Origin of the sequence: Moraxella cuniculi, from assembly GCF_900637105.1 — a bacterium.
GTDB classification, from domain to species: domain Bacteria; phylum Pseudomonadota; class Gammaproteobacteria; order Pseudomonadales; family Moraxellaceae; genus Moraxella; species Moraxella cuniculi.
Window position 1 is genome coordinate 1,750,383 of the sequence record NZ_LR134343.1, and the last position, 17,349, is coordinate 1,767,731.

The 17,349-nt window shown below is 44.6% G+C and carries 14 protein-coding genes; 4 read left to right on the forward strand and 10 right to left on the reverse strand.

Annotated features, from left to right (window positions below):
• Window positions 1-18: 18 nt before the first annotated feature.
• The 3 genes from EL162_RS07965 to EL162_RS07975 form a co-directional block, all read right to left on the reverse strand.
• The gene (locus EL162_RS07965) at window positions 19-381 is read right to left on the reverse strand and encodes a SirB2 family protein (RefSeq protein ID WP_126331329.1); all 363 of its coding nucleotides are present in this window, start codon (window positions 379-381) and stop codon (window positions 19-21) included.
• 44 nt (window positions 382-425) lie between these two features.
• Window positions 426-902 carry a transcription elongation factor GreA gene (greA, locus tag EL162_RS07970; RefSeq protein WP_076555040.1) on the reverse strand — a complete coding sequence of 159 codons (477 nt, stop codon included), beginning with the start codon at window positions 900-902 and terminating at the stop codon, window positions 426-428.
• A gap of 254 nt (window positions 903-1,156) precedes the next feature.
• Entirely contained in the window at window positions 1,157-2,470 is a 1,314-nt protein-coding gene (locus tag EL162_RS07975) for a Na+/H+ antiporter family protein (RefSeq protein ID WP_126331331.1), read from the reverse strand.
• Between the two features lie 342 nt (window positions 2,471-2,812).
• On the opposite strand from EL162_RS07975, the gene lon reads away from it, so the two are divergent.
• Window positions 2,813-5,251, forward strand: coding sequence for an endopeptidase La (gene lon / locus EL162_RS07980; RefSeq protein WP_126331333.1), 2,439 nt, complete (start codon window positions 2,813-2,815; stop codon window positions 5,249-5,251).
• A gap of 65 nt (window positions 5,252-5,316) precedes the next feature.
• A complete protein-coding gene (locus tag EL162_RS07985) occupies window positions 5,317-5,928 on the forward strand; it encodes an inner membrane-spanning protein YciB (RefSeq protein WP_126331335.1) in 612 nt (203 codons plus the stop codon).
• Window positions 5,929-5,971: 43 nt separating this feature from the next.
• On the opposite strand, the gene EL162_RS07990 is transcribed toward EL162_RS07985, so the two are convergent.
• The 3 genes from EL162_RS07990 to EL162_RS08000 form a co-directional block, all read right to left on the reverse strand.
• The gene (locus EL162_RS07990; RefSeq protein WP_076555044.1) at window positions 5,972-6,373 is read right to left on the reverse strand and encodes an ExbD/TolR family protein; all 402 of its coding nucleotides are present in this window, start codon (window positions 6,371-6,373) and stop codon (window positions 5,972-5,974) included.
• A gap of 11 nt (window positions 6,374-6,384) precedes the next feature.
• On the reverse strand, window positions 6,385-6,933 hold the full coding sequence (locus tag EL162_RS07995) for a MotA/TolQ/ExbB proton channel family protein (RefSeq protein WP_076555045.1): 549 nt from the start codon (window positions 6,931-6,933) through the stop codon (window positions 6,385-6,387).
• Between the two features lie 91 nt (window positions 6,934-7,024).
• Complete coding sequence (locus EL162_RS08000) at window positions 7,025-8,110, reverse strand: energy transducer TonB (RefSeq protein WP_126331337.1); 1,086 nt, start codon at window positions 8,108-8,110, stop codon at window positions 7,025-7,027.
• Window positions 8,111-8,568: 458 nt separating this feature from the next.
• Here EL162_RS08000 and EL162_RS08005 point away from each other — a divergent pair, with 458 nt between their 5' ends.
• On the forward strand, window positions 8,569-10,215 hold the full coding sequence (locus tag EL162_RS08005) for an ABC transporter substrate-binding protein (protein ID WP_126331339.1): 1,647 nt from the start codon (window positions 8,569-8,571) through the stop codon (window positions 10,213-10,215).
• 241 nt (window positions 10,216-10,456) lie between these two features.
• Here the strand turns inward: EL162_RS08005 and prfA are convergent, their stop codons facing one another.
• A complete protein-coding gene (gene prfA, locus EL162_RS08010; protein WP_126331717.1) occupies window positions 10,457-11,536 on the reverse strand; it encodes a peptide chain release factor 1 in 1,080 nt (359 codons plus the stop codon).
• Between the two features lie 281 nt (window positions 11,537-11,817).
• Between prfA and EL162_RS08015 the strand changes: the two genes are divergently transcribed.
• On the forward strand, window positions 11,818-13,065 hold the full coding sequence (locus tag EL162_RS08015) for an NRAMP family divalent metal transporter (protein WP_126331341.1): 1,248 nt from the start codon (window positions 11,818-11,820) through the stop codon (window positions 13,063-13,065).
• A 533-nt stretch (window positions 13,066-13,598) separates the two neighbouring features.
• Here the strand turns inward: EL162_RS08015 and EL162_RS08020 are convergent.
• From EL162_RS08020 to hemE, 3 genes are all read right to left on the reverse strand, one after another.
• A complete protein-coding gene (locus EL162_RS08020; RefSeq protein WP_126331343.1) occupies window positions 13,599-14,909 on the reverse strand; it encodes a S1C family serine protease in 1,311 nt (436 codons plus the stop codon).
• 128 nt (window positions 14,910-15,037) lie between these two features.
• Complete coding sequence (argC, locus tag EL162_RS08025) at window positions 15,038-16,105, reverse strand: N-acetyl-gamma-glutamyl-phosphate reductase (RefSeq protein ID WP_126331345.1); 1,068 nt, start codon at window positions 16,103-16,105, stop codon at window positions 15,038-15,040.
• Between the two features lie 133 nt (window positions 16,106-16,238).
• On the reverse strand, window positions 16,239-17,312 hold the full coding sequence (hemE, locus tag EL162_RS08030; RefSeq protein ID WP_126331346.1) for a uroporphyrinogen decarboxylase: 1,074 nt from the start codon (window positions 17,310-17,312) through the stop codon (window positions 16,239-16,241).
• Between the last annotated feature and the right edge of the window lie 37 nt (window positions 17,313-17,349).

Here is a 17,349-nt window from a genome sequence, read left to right on the forward strand (position 1 = left end):
TTTATAAAGCAACTCTCATCAAGACAGCATTGGCTTGGTAACTGCCAAAATCACAATGCCAACATAGGCAACCAGTGCAATCAACAGCCCTGCTTTTGCCTGCGATGGTGCGACTAAGGCGTGCTTTTGTGCCTTTACGGTTGCAGATGCTGCCACGATAAGCAAAACCAGCTTGGCAATCGCCCAGTGCTGTAGCCCTGCCACTTGGAATAATTGCCACACAAGCCAAGCCCCAGAACAAATCACCAGCGTGTATAACAAATGTGTGCTGATTTTAATTGCTTTTGATGAACGCATCGGTCTGCCTGTCAGCACTGGCAATGCCCCGATAATAAAAATCAACAACAGAAGCACCGCAAGCAAAATATGCAAATGTTTCATATCATTTCCCCAATTTACCAACAATCACCACACACTGTGGCACATTAAGCATAAATCACTTGCAGAATCTCAAATTCTGCCAAGCCACTTGGAGTCTGGATTTTTGCTTCGTCGCCTTCTGATTTGCCAATCAAGCCACGAGCAATGGGTGAATTGACCGAAATTTTACCAACCTTAAAATCCGCCTCATCATCACCAACAATCTTATATTGGCGTTTTTCACCATCATCAAGATTTTCAAGCACCACCGTTACCCCAAAGACCACGCGACCATCTTGTGGTAGTTTGGCAGGGTCAATAATCTGTGCACCGCCCAGTTTTGCCTCAATGTCTCGAATGCGTGCCTCGCACAGCCCTTGCTGCTCTCGTGCGGCATGATATTCGGCATTTTCTTTTAGGTCGCCATGCTCTCGTGCCTCGGCGATGGCAGTGGTGATGCGTGGTCGCTCGACAGTTTTTAGATGTTTTAGCTCTTCTTCGAGTGCCTGATGCCCCTCTGGAGTCATTGGGTAGCGTTGCATATGATTTCCTTAATCCAAAAACAAAATGCAAAAAAACTTGCCAAAGTTCAGTTTGGCAAGATATTTGCAGGATAAATTTTGTGGTTATTATAACAAATCTTGCCAAAAATACCAGTATATTTTTACTGGCACCATGGCGATACAAGCCCTGCCATGCACAGGCAAGGTAGCGATGGTATTATTGATTATAAATTTATGATTAATTTATAAATATTTATCAATATGCAAGTGCATCGCCTTGGCAACACAAGTTCTTATAACACCATCGCAGCGATTAAGCCAAAAATAATCAGCGGAATGTTATAATGAATAAAAGTCGGTATCACCGAATCACGAATGTGGTCATGCTGATTGTCAGCATTTAGCCCCATGGTCGGCCCCAAGGTGGAATCAGACGCAGGAGAACCTGCATCACCCAGCACCCCTGCGGTTGCCACCAATGCCACTGTGGCAGGCACGCTAAAACCCATCGCCATACACAGCGGCACATAAATCGCTGCAATAATCGGCACAGTAGAAAATGACGAACCAATCCCCATCGTAACCACCAAGCCAACCAGCAACATAGATAGTGCCGCCAGCCATTTATTCTGCCCAAAAATATCAGTAGCAGCTTGCACCAATGCATCAATCTGCCCTGTGGCTTTCATCACCTCGGCAAAGCCCTGTGCACAAATCATCACAAAGCCAATCATCGCCATCATTTTTATGCCATCATTAAACACCGCTTCGGCATCATGCCATCTAACCACCCCTGTCGCCACAAAAATCAAAAACCCAGCAATGGAGCCAATAAGCAGCGAATCACTTAACAACTGCACCACAAAAGCAAGCACAATCGCCACCAGTGCAATGATGATATTTTTTTTGGCAGGAGTGGCTGGGGTATGGGTTGTTGTTATGGTAACATCAGCATACTCTCGCTGACCACGATAGCTTACAAATACCGCAATCAAAAGCCCCATAAACATACCCAGTGCAGGGATTGACATGGTTTTTATCATTGACAACTCACCTGTTGCCATGCCTGCATCGTTAATATTTTTTAAAATAATTTGATTAAGAAAAATATCACCAAATCCATAAGGGATAAACATATAAGTATTTACCAAGCCAAAAGTCAAAATGCACGCAAGACTTCGGCGGTCTATCTTTAGCTGATTAAATAACAAAAGCAGTGGCGGTACAATCAAGGCAATAAAGGCAATGTGAATCGGTATGACATTTTGTGATAATATCGCCATCACGCCCAAAATGGCAAAAATGCTGTACTTTAGCCGCGTGCTGGCAGCACCTGTCCGTAAGCGTGCGACCAACTTATCAGCAATCAGCTGCGGCACGCCCGAATGTGCAATCGCCATGGCAAATGCACCGAGCATGGCATAGGATAAGGCGATTTGTGCCCCATTCTTGATACCATCTTGAAAAACACTTAAGGTATCCTGAAGGCTTAACCCCGCCGTCATGCCACCAATCAATGCACCGACAACCAAACTTAGCACCACATGCACTCGCATCAGCGACAGCCCCACCATGATAATCACTGCAAGCAGCACCGCGTTTATCATACAACCTCTACCAATCAAATCAATTAATAAATAAAATTTATAAACCGCATATTATATCATAAAATATAGTCATCAAATTAACGATAATTAATTTATTTTAATTAAATATATAATAAATAAAAATAATAAAATGTTGTTCGTTGCAGATATTAGCATCAATATTATTTTTAATATTAATAAAAATAATCATTAATAAAAATTATTATAAAACTAACAAAGCAAATTTATCCAACCCAAATCAAGCGATAAATAAAATTTTATCTTGCAATTTATCACAACCGCCACCATAAAGCCAAAATCCTGTCTTAATTGACACCTTATTAAATAACAAGGAAAACAGCGATGACAATTTCAACAAACTCATCGAATAATCACCGCAAGTTGCCACTGCTTGCAGTGCGTGATGTTGTGGTCTATCCCTATATGCAAATTGCTTTGTTCATTGGTCGCACACAATCAACGCACGCCATCGAACTTGCCCAAGAGGAATATGATGGCGAGCTGATTGTCGTTTCACAAAAAGACTCTCTGTCTGAGACCATCAATCCTGACGACTTGTATCAATTCGGTACTCGTTGCCGTATTATCAGCACAATGCCGCATGACTCGGACGACAAATGCCTAAAGGTACTCATCGAAGGGCTTGAGCGTGTCGAACTTGGCAAGATTGACAATGACGACCCAGAGAGCAGCCTAATGACTGATTTTTGGGCAGCTGACATTGAAGTGCAAGGCAGTGAAGAAGAAATTAATGCCAAAAAAACCGTTTTGCTTGATTTGTTTGCCGATTATGCCGATGGTACGCTTCGTAATGCTCGTGAGCTTAGCCGTGTGGCAGGCAATATCAACAGCCTGCTTGAGCTGATGTATTTTGTTGCCACACGCACACAATTGCCAGCGGACAAAAAGCAACAACTGCTACAATCATCTGACAGCAATGGTTATTTTCAGGTATTGATTGATTATTTTAGCCACAGCAAGACCGAACGCTCTATCGAAAGCCAGCTGCAAGACAGTGTTCGCAAACAAATGGAAAATAACCAGCGTGAGTATTTTTTAAACGAAAAAATGAAAGCCATCAAATCAGAATTGTCTGATTTGAACAACGGCATGGACGATGAAGATGGTGAGTTAGAATCTCGCCTAAAGCAAGCCGACCTGCCCGATGAAGTTCGCAAAAAAGCAGAATCAGAATTCAAAAAACTCAAAATGATGCCCGCCACCTCCTCTGAAGCATCTGTAGTGCGAGGCTATGTTGAGTGGATTTTGGACACGCCTTGGAATACGCTTAGCAAAGTTGGCATTAATCTGGACAAAGCCAAACAGACCCTAGATCAGGATCACTATGGACTTGATGATGTCAAAGACCGCATCTTGGAATACTTGGCGGTGCAATCACGCGTCAAGCAATTGCGTGGCCCTATTTTGTGCCTAGTTGGCCCACCGGGTGTCGGCAAAACCAGCTTGGGTGAGAGCATTGCTCGTGCCACAGGGCGGAAGTTTGTGCGTATGGCATTGGGCGGTGTGCGTGATGAGGCTGAAATCCGTGGTCATCGCCGCACTTATATCGGTGCCATGCCGGGCAAAATTGTCCAGTCTCTATCAAAAGTTGGCGTAAAAAATCCGCTATTTTTGCTTGATGAAATTGACAAGATGGCACAAGATTTTCGTGGCGATCCAGCCTCTGCCTTGCTAGAAGTGCTTGATCCTTCACAAAACAAAGCCTTTAATGATCATTATTTGGACTTGGATCTTGACCTATCGCAAGTGATGTTTATCTGTACAGCCAACAGCATGAATATCCCTCCTGCACTACTTGATCGCATGGAGGTGATTCGCCTACCTGGCTATACCGAAGATGAAAAACTCTCCATCGCCAAAAACTACCTAACGCCCAAGGCAATTGAGCAAAATGGTCTAAAAGCAGATGAGCTTGAGATTCAAGATGAAGCAATCATGAGTATCATTCGCCACTACACACGAGAAGCTGGCGTTCGTAATCTTGAGCGTGAAATCAATAAGATCAGTCGCAAAGCCGTTCGCAAACAGATCGAAACCTATGGCAGCAAGCCCAAAAAAGGCACGACCATTGAGCAGCTGCAAGTCAATGATGCCAATATTGCTGACTTTTTGGGCGTAAAACCCTATGATTACGGCTTGGCAGAAAAAGATCCTGAAGTTGGTCGTATCACAGGGCTGGCTTGGACTTCGGTTGGTGGCGAGCTATTAACCATCGAAGCTGCAACCATGCAGGGCAAAGGCGAGCTGGTTTTCACAGGTTCACTAGGTGATGTGATGAAAGAGTCAATCCGTGCCGCCATGAGCGTGGTGCGTGCAGGTGGTGAGCGATTTGGCATTGAGTATGATAAGTTTAAAAATACTGATTTGCACATTCATATGCCAGAAGGTGCTACGCCAAAAGATGGTCCATCAGCAGGTATTGCCCTAACGACCGCCATCGTCTCAGCGATGACAGGCATTGCTATCCGTGCTGATATTGCCATGACAGGCGAGGTTACCCTGCGTGGCAAAGTACTTCGTATTGGTGGATTAAAAGAAAAACTGCTGGCAGCCCATCGCGGAGGAATTAAGCAAGTACTGATTCCAAAATCCAACGAACGAGATTTGGTTGATATTCCTGACAATATCAAAGACGGTCTTATCATTCAATCTGTTGAGACCATCGATGAGGTGCTGGCAGCGGCATTGGTAGAAAAAGTTCGCCCTCTGCCACCAACACGCATCAAGTACGAGCCATCAGCCGATACTGTTCGTAGCTAACAGCCAGACTCTGCCAGAACTGTTTGTTTTGGCAGATTTTTTACCACTTAATACAACTTACCATCATGAAAGCATTATTTGATTATATTCCATTAATTATATTTTTTATATTATATAAAACAACCGACCCTGCCGACAGCAATCACCCTTTATTGCAGCTCATCGGTGCTGGTGGTGCGACCAACAACCATATTTTGGTTGCCACCATTGGGTTGATAGCTGCAACGGTGTTGGTGTATGGGTATTTATTCATCAGCCAAAAATTTCACCTTGAAAAACCCCAATGGTTCGTGTTGCTGATGACGATTGTTTTTGGCGGAATCACGCTGGCATTAAGTGATGCTTTTTATATCATGCTAAAGGCAGTGATTATCAACGCCACTTTTGCGGTAGGCTTATTGATATCACCTCTGTTTAGTCAAGATCGCAGCCCCATCATCAAAAAACTCTTTGACCCCATATTTGAGCTTAGTCATCAAGGCTGGCACAAGCTCAATCTGGCATGGGTGGGACTGTTTGCCACCTTGGCAGGTCTGCACGCATTTTTTGCTTTTGTGTTTGCTGATGGCAAATATTGGGGTGAGTTTACCGCCTTTGGTGATATGATGGTCATGCTGGGATTTGTGATTGCAATGATTTTTGTATTAAGAAACCATTTGCGTAAAGAGATAAATTAACTGGTAACAAACAACAAAAAACCCTGCATTTGCAGGGTTTTGCTTATTCGCTGACAAAGGCGATTTTGGTTAGCCCTGCCTGACTGGCAACCGCCAACACTTGTGCCACCGTGTCATATTTGCCCTCTTTATCGGCACGCAGATTGATTTGCGGATTGTTGCCAGCTTGCACTTGCTCGGCAAATCGCTGATTTAGCCCCTCAAGTGTCAGCTTTTCTTTGTCCCAATAAATCTCACCTGCTTTATCAATACTTACCTGAATCACCTGTGGCGGTGCGTCATTGATACTGGCTGATGTTTTTGGCAAATCCAGTGGTATACTGGGATTTAGCACGGTTGCCGTTACCAAAAAAATAATCATCAAAACCAGCATAATGTCAATAAGCGGAATCAGGTTCATCTCATTCATGCCCTGATCGCTATGATCGCCAAGCTCAAACGCCATAACGCCTCCTTTTATCGTGCCACTTTGGCCAAAATCTGATGGGCAGTGTCTGTCGCTGTGTGCAAGGCACTCTTGTTGATACGCATGGCAATATTATAAAACACAACCGCAGGGATAGCCACTGCAAGACCCAAGCCAGTCATAATCAACGCCTCACCCACAGGGCCTGCCACTTGAGCCAATCCAGCCTGACCTGTTTTGCCGATGCCGTTGAGTGCATGAAAAATACCCCAAACCGTACCAAACAAGCCAATAAAAGGAGCAATTGATGCTGTCGTTCCAAGAATTGGCAAACCCTTTTCAAGCTCATGTCGCCAACGGGCAATTTGTTGCAAGAGATTTTGCTCGGTAATCATCTTGCGTTGCTCAAATGCAAGGTCTGACAACGACTGTGTATCAACACGGCGGTGCAACTCATCGGCAATGGTTGTGGCAATACGGCGAGAGTTTAGCACACGCACAATGCCCACCACCCACGATGCCAATGATAGCAGCAACAGCACAAAAAACAGTGTCTTGCTCACCGCATCAGTTTGCGACCAATAAAAAGCAAAATCCATAAACTCACCTTTATTTTTGATAATAAAAATTATAAAAAATACTTATTTAATTTCAGTCAGAATGCACCAACTCATCTTAAGTCATGACAACCTATCTGCCATATGTGCAACTTTCATCTTTTGGCAGATTCAACTCAAGCGGATAAGTCGCACTACCCACCTTGGTAACATTACCCTCTTTAAAGGGGTGCAAGACACCACGGCTAACCTGACGAACAATCAGCCTATCAAGCTCTCTATCACTTGTTGAGCCGTTTAATTTCACACCAGAAATATTACCTTTTTCATTAACAGAAAAAGAAACTGTAATGCCCATCATGATGTCTGATTTTGCTGAACACAACACGCCTTTTAATTTCGGTGCCGAACGCCAGCTGGCATTGGTGATTGTTCCCAGATTGGTCTGTTGTACTTGAGATTTGTCATTGCCACCGCCCTCTTGGGCTTTGCCACCACCTGTGCCACCGCTGTTTTTAGCAGCTTGGGCAGCAGCGGCTGCCTTACGGCGTGCTTCTTCGGCTTCAGCAGCTCTACGGCGTTGTTCAGCAGCTGCTTGCTCGGCTCGTTGTCGTGCCTCTTGTTCTGCTCGCTGTCGTGCTTCTTGCTCGGCTTTTTGCTGCATTTCACGCTGACGGCGTTCGTTTTCGGCACGCTCTTGTTCGCGACGCTGTGCCTCTTGCCTTTGTTGTGCCTCCCATGCTGCCTGTTGCTGTCTGGCTGCCTCGATTTGTGCCAAGCGTTGTTGCTCGGTAAAATCAGGCTTAGGCTCAGACTTAGGTTCAGGTTTTGATTCTATCTTGGGCTTAGGTTCAGGCTTAGGCTCATTTTTTGGTTCAGCCTTTGGTTTAGGTGGCTGAAACTCTTGTATGACAGGCTTGGGCTGCACTTGTTGCACAGGCTTAGGCTCTGTGGCGGCTTTCACTTTTACTGGCTCTGCCTTGGCAGCGGCAGGCTTGGTCGGTTGCTCAATCGGCTTGGGCGGCTCTGGTGATTCTAAATTGTTAAGAATCACAGGCTCAGGCTTGGGTGGCTCAATCAGCTCAATCTCAAGCGGTGGCGTAATTTTTGGTGGCATGATGGGCTTAATTTGCATATTGGCAATACCAGCCGCTACTGCACCGTGTAGTATGACTGCCACAGATAATGCTAATATCTTGATTTTTTTGGAATAATCCACCGCTGACACCTATACCGATAACCAATTAGCAGTAATTTATTTTGAATACAAATGATAACAATTTGCAATTTCACAATTATAAATGATAAATTTTTAAATTTCAAGAATCTGTATAAACTTTTTTTGATAATAAATCCATCTTTAATACAGCTACCCATCATGGCATTCGTCATCACCAGTCATTGCGTGGATTTTGCCAGTTTTATTATATTTGTCCTTTACTGCGTTTTGCTTGCATTGCTTGGTATTATCCAAATAGCCATGCATCAAAAGCACAGTGCAAAATCATCGCAGCAGCCTACTTTTTTGGGTTGATTTACACAAGGTAAAAAATAAAAATAAAAACGCACAAATCATCTTGACAATTTTTTATATTTTGCTAATATTTTTATAACACTATGTTACAGTCTTGTAATTTGTGTTAATTTGTTACACGGTAGTTTTATAAGGAAATCATAATGCAATTTAAACCTGCACTTTTAGCAACAGCCTTAGCAACAGTTTTGGGACTGACCGCTTGTGGTAATTCTGGCTCTGACTCTCAAGCCAAAACCTCAGGCGATGCAAAATCATCAGCCACGCTACCAGCTGGCAAAGATACCCTAATCATCGCCAATGGTTCAGAACCTGCAACACTTGACCCAACCAAAAGCCAAGACACCACAAGCTCGGCAATCATTCGCCAAATGTTTGAAGGCTTAGTCTCTGGCAGCGAAAAAGGCGAGACCGTTCCCGGCCTAGCAAGCAAGTGGGAAACCGCTGACAATAAAGTCTGGACATTCACCCTACGAGATGCCAAATGGTCAAATGGCGAACCCATCACCGCACATGATGCCGTCTATGCCCTACAGCGTCTGACCGATCCAAATACCGCTGCAGAATATCAAAGCTATCTGGCTGATGCCAAAGTGCTAAATGCCGAAAAAGTTGCCGCTGGCGAATTGCCACTGGACGCTCTTGGCGTTAAAGCATTAGATGACAAAACACTACAAATCACTCTGACAGAGGCTGTGCCTTATTTGCCAGATATGTTCACCCTGCCAGTTACTTTCCCAGTACCAAAAAGCGTTATTGAAAAGTATGGCGATAAGTGGATTGATCCTGCCAACATCGTGGTCAGCGGTGCTTATAAGCTCAAAGAATGGACAGTCAATAGCCATGTTACCCTAGAACGCAATGGCGAATACTATGACAATGCCAATACCAGCATTGAAAAAGTTCAATTCCTACCAATCACTCCTGCCAACGGTATCAACCGATATTTGGCAGGCGAGCTTGATGTCAATGGCATTCCTCCAGAAATGATTGATAAGATGCGTAAAGATTTGCCTGAAGAAATGAAATCTTTAGAAAAACTTTGCACCTATTATCTGCGACCAAATACAGTTGCCAAGCCATTTGACGATCCGCGTGTACGCCAAGCACTGTCTATGGGTCTGGATCGTGAGATTGTTGCCGAAATCCTAAAACGAGATGCACCAGCAGCATTCCAATTCACGCCAACCATCACCCAAAACATGCTTGAAACCAAGCCTCAATGGGCAGCACTGGATCGCGAAAAACGCAATAAACAAGCCATCGCCTTGCTTGCAGAGGCAGGCTACAATGCCCAAAACCCACTGAAGTTTGAGTTCTTGTACTCAACCAGCGAAACAGGCAAGATGCTTGCAGGTGCGTTTGGCTCCATGTGGCAAAAAAACCTTGCCAATATTGTTCAGCCAACGCTAAACAACCAAGAATGGAAAACTTTCCTAGATACCACCAATCGTGGCAAGTTTAGCCTTTCTATAGCGGGCTGGTGTGCTGACTACAACGAGCCATCAAGCTTCCTAAATATCCTAAAAACAAGCAGCAGTAACAACGCTGGTAAATACAGCAATCCGCAGTTTGATGCCGTACTGGAAAATGCTCTAAAAGCTGGCACAACTGACGAAGATCGTGCACAGCTCTACAAGCAAGCCGAAGAAATCATCGCAAAAGATACGGCGGTTATCCCACTGTACACAGCGGTAACTGTTCGCTTGGTGAAACCATATGTGAATGGCTTCGATGGTCAAGATCCGATGGATCATTTCTTGGTGAAGAATTTTTCATTCAAAAAATAAACCCATTCACCAAAACCCAAAAAGCACCGCAATTCGGTGCTTTTTGTTTATTTATCAAAAAATTACACAAAAGACACAGCCTTGGCGTGCTGTCTGAAATTTACCATCCATGCCTTGGTTTGGCAATCAAAACCGCCCAAATTAAGCAAATGACAAAATAAGCCAAAGCTCATTATGAGCAGCAAGTCGGTACTCAATGCCAATGGGTTGGCGAATCGACACAATCAAGCCAGCAATCAGCTTACTCACCACCAACTGCCGCCATCAAATCTGCCTGATGCTCTCGCAATAAGCTGTCAAGCAGCTCTGTCAAATCCCCCTCCATGATGGCATCAAGTTTATAAAGCGTCAAGTTAATGCGATGATCTGTCATACGCCCTTGTGGAAAATTATAAGTACGAATGCGTTCACTGCGATCGCCAGACCCCACCAAATTACGCCGCATATCACTGGTTGCGTCAATTTGAGCTTGCACCTTTGCCTGCTGAATGCGTGCAACCAGCATTTTCATTGCTTTTTCACGGTTGGCGTGCTGGCTGCGTTCTTGCTGGCATTCAGCCACCACCCCTGTTGGAATATGCGTGATACGCACTGCCGAATCCGTGGTATTGACATGCTGACCACCTGCACCGCTGGAGCGATAAGTATCGATACGCAAATCGGCAGGATTTAGCTCAACCGTATCATCAATCTCCACCTCAGGCATGATAGCGACGGTACACGCCGATGTATGCACTCGTCCTTGTGATTCGGTTGCTGGCACACGCTGTACACGATGGGCACCACTTTCAAACTTCAGCCGTCCATACACGCCCACACCTGAAACACGGCTAATAATCTCCTTATAGCCGCCATGCTCGCCCTCATTGGCTGACAAAATCTCTATCTGCCACCCTTGTGCTTGAGCGTATTTATGATACATACGGAACAAATCACCGCTAAAAATTGCCGCCTCATCACCGCCCGTACCTGCACGAATCTCCAAAAATGCCGATACTTTATCATTAGGGTCCTTAGGCAGCATCATGACATTGAGAGTCTCGGTCAAATCTGCCATGGTTTGCTTGGCAAGTTCCATCTCTTCGGCAGCCATTTGTTTCATATCAGGGTCGCCAAGCAGCTCTTCGGCAGTTGCCAAATCCGCCTCGGCCTGCGTATATCGTTGCCATGTTTCGGTGATTTCTGCCAAATCGCTGTGCTCAACTGACAATTCACGGAATTTTTTGCTGTCGCTTAGCGTTTCAGGATCGGAAAGCAGTGCGGTTACTTCCTCAAATCTATCCACCATCTGATCAAGGCGATGTCGTAAAGATGCTTTTATCATATCAAATTAGCTTTTTACCAAATATTAATCCAATCGATTATTTTGCCATATTTTTAGCAGTTTTGCACCAGTTTTCCTGTGATAATCCTTGTATGTATTGAGAGATTGCATAAAATATGTATGAATTTTTTCATAATTATGCTAATCTGTAACAATTGGCATTATTCGCCAATAAGCCATCAATCACAGCTCAAGTGCTTTTGTATTTGCCAAAAACGCTTGACAAAAATCAATTTTATCAATTGATGGCTATCGTTATACTGATATAAAGGTGCATTATGACTCACTCACCCACCACGCAGCGGCTGACATGGCGATCATTTGGCCCAGGCATTTTGATGGCATCAGCAGCAATCGGCGGATCGCATTTGGTTGCCTCAACACAAGCTGGTGCATTATACGGCTGGCAGTTGGCAATTATGATTGTACTTGCCAATTTGGCAAAATACCCATTTTATCGCTTTGCTACCGAATACACCTACAGCACTGGCACTTCACTGGTTGCAGGCTATGCCAAAATCTCTCGTGTATATTTATGGGCATTTTTTGTGCTGTGTATCATCTCTGGGGTGATTAGCACAGGTGCGGTGGCATTACTGTGTGCGGTGATTTTGGGTCAGATATTGCCATGGGAACTAAGCACGCTGGCATTATCCGCCATTGTGATGGCAAGCTCATGGCTGCTGCTGTTTGCAGGTCATTATAAGTTATTGGACAGTCTAACCAAATGGATCATCGTCTGCCTTACCATGGCAACTCTGGCTGCTGTATGTATCGCTGCTGGCAAACCTGCAAATATCGCAACTGATTTTATCCCTGCCTCGCCATGGAATTTGGCTGCTTTGGGCTTTATCATCGCCTTGATGGGCTGGATGCCTGCTCCGCTGGAATTTTCGGCAATCACCTCCGTTTGGACCGCCAAAAAAATTCGCACCGATCACACCACTCGCTATCAGGGCATGGTTGATTTTAATGTGGGTTATTTCACTTCGGCAATCTTGGCATTGTTTTTTCTGGCATTGGGGGTCTTTGTACAATACGGCACTGGACAAGAAATCGCCATGCAAGGCGGTGCATATGTGCCACAATTGATACAAATGTACACCCAAACCATCGGCGAGTGGTCAAGATTGCTTGTAGCATTCATCGCCTTTTTGTGCATGTATGGCACGGTGATTACTTGTGCTGATGGTTATGGGCGTACCAATGCCGAGAGCCTGTCGCTGCTTTTGAGCAACAGCACCGAACACACCGAAAAATATGTCAGCAGATGGGTTGCTTTTACCATCGTGGCAGGCTTTGGGCTGATTGCATTTTTCTCGGGGCAGATGGCAACTTTACTAAAATTTGCCATGATTTCAGCCTTTGTAACCGCACCTATCTTTGCGTATCTTAACTACGCCTTGGTAAAAAAAGAAGGTCATCTTAGCACTGGCATGAAGTGGTTTGCTTTGGCAGGCATCGCATTTTTGGCAGGATTTACCCTATTGTTTTTATTGCAATTTTTTGGCATTATCGGCTCATAAACCACTCATCGCTTGATTTGTTCGATAATCAATCACGATAATCGGGCAGATCAAGCGATTGTTAAACTGGCAAAAATTATCATAAATTTATAATTTTTTATTTTATATCAATTAATATAATCTTAATATATTAAATTTCCAAATTGTCAATCCAGCCACGCCAGCTGCTTTAACAATCACAAACTACCGCAGTTTCCAACTGATATTCTCTTACACGCATTTTTACCAATTTATTTAATAAAATAAAAAGAAAATGTATTAATATTTATCAATATACCACATTACAACATAAAATAAAGCGGTTATCTTTGCCAAATCAAGTAAAAATCATCAAGCAACTCGTTACACAAATGCCAAAGTATTTGTATAATTTTCTAAAAATTGCCAGTTTCACCGATAAAACAAAATCACCAATCCAAAGCAATTTTACAAAATAGTTTTTATATTTGCTAATTAATGCTGCTCACTGACTAGCTGGCATAAATAAAAACACCAAGCAGCTAACTTGGTGTCTGAGTAAATACTTGTGATAATTAATGCTGCTGCGAATTTCGCATTTGCTCAAGCTGTTGTAGCAGTTGCTGCAATTGCTCTATGTTTTGTGGCGTGCCTTGATTTTGAGCTGCTGGCTGCTGATCAAAATTTGGACGCTCTGCCAACTGTGCAGACAGATTAAGCGTCTTGTCTTGTCGCACGATGGTCAAAGACAGCGTACTGTTTGGAGATTTTTGTGCCACCATGCCGATGAGTGCATTGGCATCTTTAATCGGCGTACCGTCAATGGCGGTGATGGTATCACCAACCTGCACACCTGCCTTTGCCGCTGGGCCATCTTGCCAAACTCGTGCTACCACAGCCCCTGTACGACTCTCAATGCTTGTTGGGTTGTCAGTCGCTGGCATAATCTCGATACCAAGCCAGCCCCGACTGACCTTGCCCGTGGTGATTAGTGCATTCATCACGCGTTCGACAATTTGCGTTGGAATGGCAAAGCCGATACCCATTGAGCCGCCAGAGCGTGAATAAATCGCCGTATTAATGCCAATCAATGCCCCATTGGCATCAACCAACGCACCGCCAGAATTACCGGGGTTGATTGCTGCATCCGTTTGGATAAAATCCTCAAAACTGCTAACGCCAATACCTGCACGCCCTGTTGCCGAAATAATGCCCTGCGTTACCGTCTGCCCCACGCCAAAGGGGTTGCCAATTGCCAATGCGACATCTCCGACACGAATCGGCTCGGCACGAAATGCCATCGGTACCAGATTATCCAGCTCAACACGAATCACCGCCAAATCACTGTCAGTATCACTGCCCACCACTTTGGCTCGTGCCTTGCGACCATCATTAAATGCCACCGTAATCTCATCTGCCTGTGCAATCACATGAGCATTGGTAACGATGTAGCCATCTTTTGACACCACCACGCCAGAGCCTAAGCTACTGCCTTGATTTGGCGTGCCGCCGCCATAGTATCGCTCCAAAAATTGTTGCAATACTGGGTCATTGGCATAAATCTGCCCACTGGTATTTTGCGTAGTGTAGATATTCACCACCGACTGTGCCGCACGATTTACCGCTTCATAATACGAGCTGATGGGGGCAGGTGTATCAGGATTGGTGTTTTGTGTACTGTCAGCGATGGCAGGCTGCCATGTGTTTTTGGTATCAGCAAGCTCTTGGCTTGTCTCGACCTGTGGCGTTGCAGGCTTGGTAACAATGCTTGGGTTAAGCACCAAATATCCAATGATAATTGCAAACAGAGCAAGCAGCAGCCATGAAACAATCAACAAAACGCTCACGCCTGCCTGCGATTTGGCATAAGGAGAGATTTTTGACATAGATTTTCCTACAGTATCCTATATTTAATAAAATTCTAGCACGAAAATCTTGCCAATTTATTAAGCAACTGTTGAATGATGATAAAATCTACTCACACCAAATGCCAAGCGATTCATCATCAGCACAATCAAGGGGTAATTGGCACCAAGTCCAGAGCTGTTAATTCATCAAAACCAAACATAATGTTCATATTTTGTACCGCTTGACCTGCTGCACCTTTGACCAAATTATCCTGCACCACCAAGATTGTCAGCATATCTGCCTGTTGATCGATGGCAATTCTTAGCTTATTGGAAGCCTTAACAGACCGAGTGTCAGGCAACACTCCAGAGGGCAGCACATCAACAAAATATTCGTGCTGATAGCTGCTGGCAAAATACGATTGCCAATCAACCTTTGAGCCTGCATCTGTCAGTGGCACATGAATGGTACTAAACATACCACGAATCATCGGCACCAAATGTGGCACAAAACGGATTTTTTTGGGAAATGCTGCCGCCAAAATTTCATTAAGCCCTTGAGCAATCTCTGGTGCATGCCGATGCCCTGATACACCATAAGCACTGAAATTATCAGCAACTTCTGCATAACTGATGGCAATTTTTCCTTGCCTGCCTGCTCCAGAAATGCCTGATTTGGCATCAATGATAATCCGCCCATCAACGACATTGCCCAACTGTTTTTCAGCATCAATCACAGGCTTTAAGCCCAAAATTGCTGTTGTTGGATAGCAGCCCGGGTTGGCAATCAAGGCAGCTTTAGCAATTTTTTCTCGATTCACCTCAGGCAAGCCATAAACCGCCTGTGCCAATAATTCAGGACAACTGTGCGTCATACCATACCAATTGGCAAACTCATCAAGTGATTGCAGGCGAAAATCTGCACCCAAATCAATCACTTTAACGCCACTATTGACCAATTGGGCTGCGTGAGTCATTGCCACGCCATGCGGTGTTGCAAAAAACACCAAGTCGCAAGTTTGTGTCATTTCATCAAACAACGCATCACTCATATCACAAAAATGCAACTGGCTGACCGCCCGCAAACTCGGAAAAATCTCACTGACAGCACGCCCTGCTTCAGCTCTGGAAGTTAAATAACGCACCTGCACATTGGGGTGTCGACTTAGGATTCTTAAGAGTTCAACCCCTGTATAGCCTGTGCCACCGACTATGCCAACTGTAATTTGCTTCATACCATCACCCATCACTTTGATTTAATTTTAACCATCTTAGCCGAAGTTTATAAAAATTGCAAATTGCATTTGTGCAGCTCTATCAAGCCTTAAAAAAATCCCCAAGCAGGCTTGGGGAGAGAAGTTTGACAAACTACAGCTGATAGTCATGCACCGCATCAATAAATGCCTTGGCATGATCAGGATCTGACCATTGAGTGATACCATGACCAAAATTGGCAATATAACCTGTTTTTTCGCCCAATACATAAGCATCATCTAGCATACGGCGAACCTCGCAAGCGATGGCATTCGGCGTGCCATAAATGGTTGCAGGATCAAGGTTGCCTTGCAGGGCTTTTTTGGCATTCAGTGCATGCAATGTGTGGCGTGCCTTATCCAATGGCATTGTCCAATCCAGTCCCAATGCGTCCGCTTGACTGTCCGCCTGAATATCCAGCCACAGCCCGCCACCTTTGGTGAATAATACCACAGGTACATTGGGGTGTTGTGATTTTAAGCGATTGACAATATCACGATTATAAGCATGGCTAAACTCAGCAAATTGACGATGCCCCAACGCACCGCCCCAGCTGTCAAAAATCTGCACCAGCTGAGCCCCTGCAACAATCTGTGCATCCAGATAATCAACCACCGCATCAGCAATCTTGCCAAGCAGTGCGTGCAGCAACTCTGGTGTCTGATACATCATCTGCTTACTGTGGCGAAACTCACGGCTAGAGCCGCCCTCTATCATATAAGTCGCCAAAGTCCACGGCGAGCCACTAAAGCCAAACAGTGGCACTTGCCCATTTAATGTAGTGCGAATGCTTGTTACCGCCTTTAGCACATAATCAAGCGATGCCTGCGTATCAATCTTGGGCAAGGCGGCAATATCCGCCTCGGTGCGTGTGGTTTTTTTAAGTTTTGGGCCCTCACCTTCGGCAAAATACAACCCCAACCCAAAAGCATCAGGAATGGTCAGAATATCACTGAATAAAATCGCTGCATCCAACTCAAAACGACGAAGTGGCTGCAAAGTAACTTCGGTTGCCTTATCGGTGTCTTTGCACAAGCTCAAAAAATCCCCCGCCTGACTACGCACCTGCTTATATTCTGGCAAATAACGCCCTGCCTGACGCATCATCCAAACAGGGGTCGTATCCACAGGTTCAAAACGCATTGCACGCAAAATACGGTCGTTTTTTAAAGGGGCAAATTCTGACATAAAATACTCTTTATCTTATTAAAATTTAATGGCTAAA

Bases quoted from the DNA above. Each gene is read 5' to 3' on its own strand.
- EL162_RS07965 (WP_126331329.1), bottom strand. From the start codon at position 381: ATGAAACATTTGCATATTTTGCTTGCGGTGCTTCTGTTGTTGATTTTT.
- greA (WP_076555040.1), bottom strand. From the start codon at position 902: ATGCAACGCTACCCAATGACTCCAGAGGGGCATCAGGCACTCGAAGAA.
- EL162_RS07975 (WP_126331331.1), bottom strand. From the start codon at position 2,470: ATGATAAACGCGGTGCTGCTTGCAGTGATTATCATGGTGGGGCTGTCG.
- lon (WP_126331333.1), top strand. From the start codon at position 2,813: ATGACAATTTCAACAAACTCATCGAATAATCACCGCAAGTTGCCACTG.
- EL162_RS07985 (WP_126331335.1), top strand. From the start codon at position 5,317: ATGAAAGCATTATTTGATTATATTCCATTAATTATATTTTTTATATTA.
- EL162_RS07990 (WP_076555044.1), bottom strand. From the start codon at position 6,373: ATGGCGTTTGAGCTTGGCGATCATAGCGATCAGGGCATGAATGAGATG.
- EL162_RS07995 (WP_076555045.1), bottom strand. From the start codon at position 6,933: ATGGATTTTGCTTTTTATTGGTCGCAAACTGATGCGGTGAGCAAGACA.
- EL162_RS08005 (WP_126331339.1), top strand. From the start codon at position 8,569: ATGCAATTTAAACCTGCACTTTTAGCAACAGCCTTAGCAACAGTTTTG.
- EL162_RS08015 (WP_126331341.1), top strand. From the start codon at position 11,818: ATGACTCACTCACCCACCACGCAGCGGCTGACATGGCGATCATTTGGC.
- EL162_RS08020 (WP_126331343.1), bottom strand. From the start codon at position 14,909: ATGTCAAAAATCTCTCCTTATGCCAAATCGCAGGCAGGCGTGAGCGTT.
- argC (WP_126331345.1), bottom strand. From the start codon at position 16,105: ATGAAGCAAATTACAGTTGGCATAGTCGGTGGCACAGGCTATACAGGG.
- hemE (WP_126331346.1), bottom strand. From the start codon at position 17,312: ATGTCAGAATTTGCCCCTTTAAAAAACGACCGTATTTTGCGTGCAATG.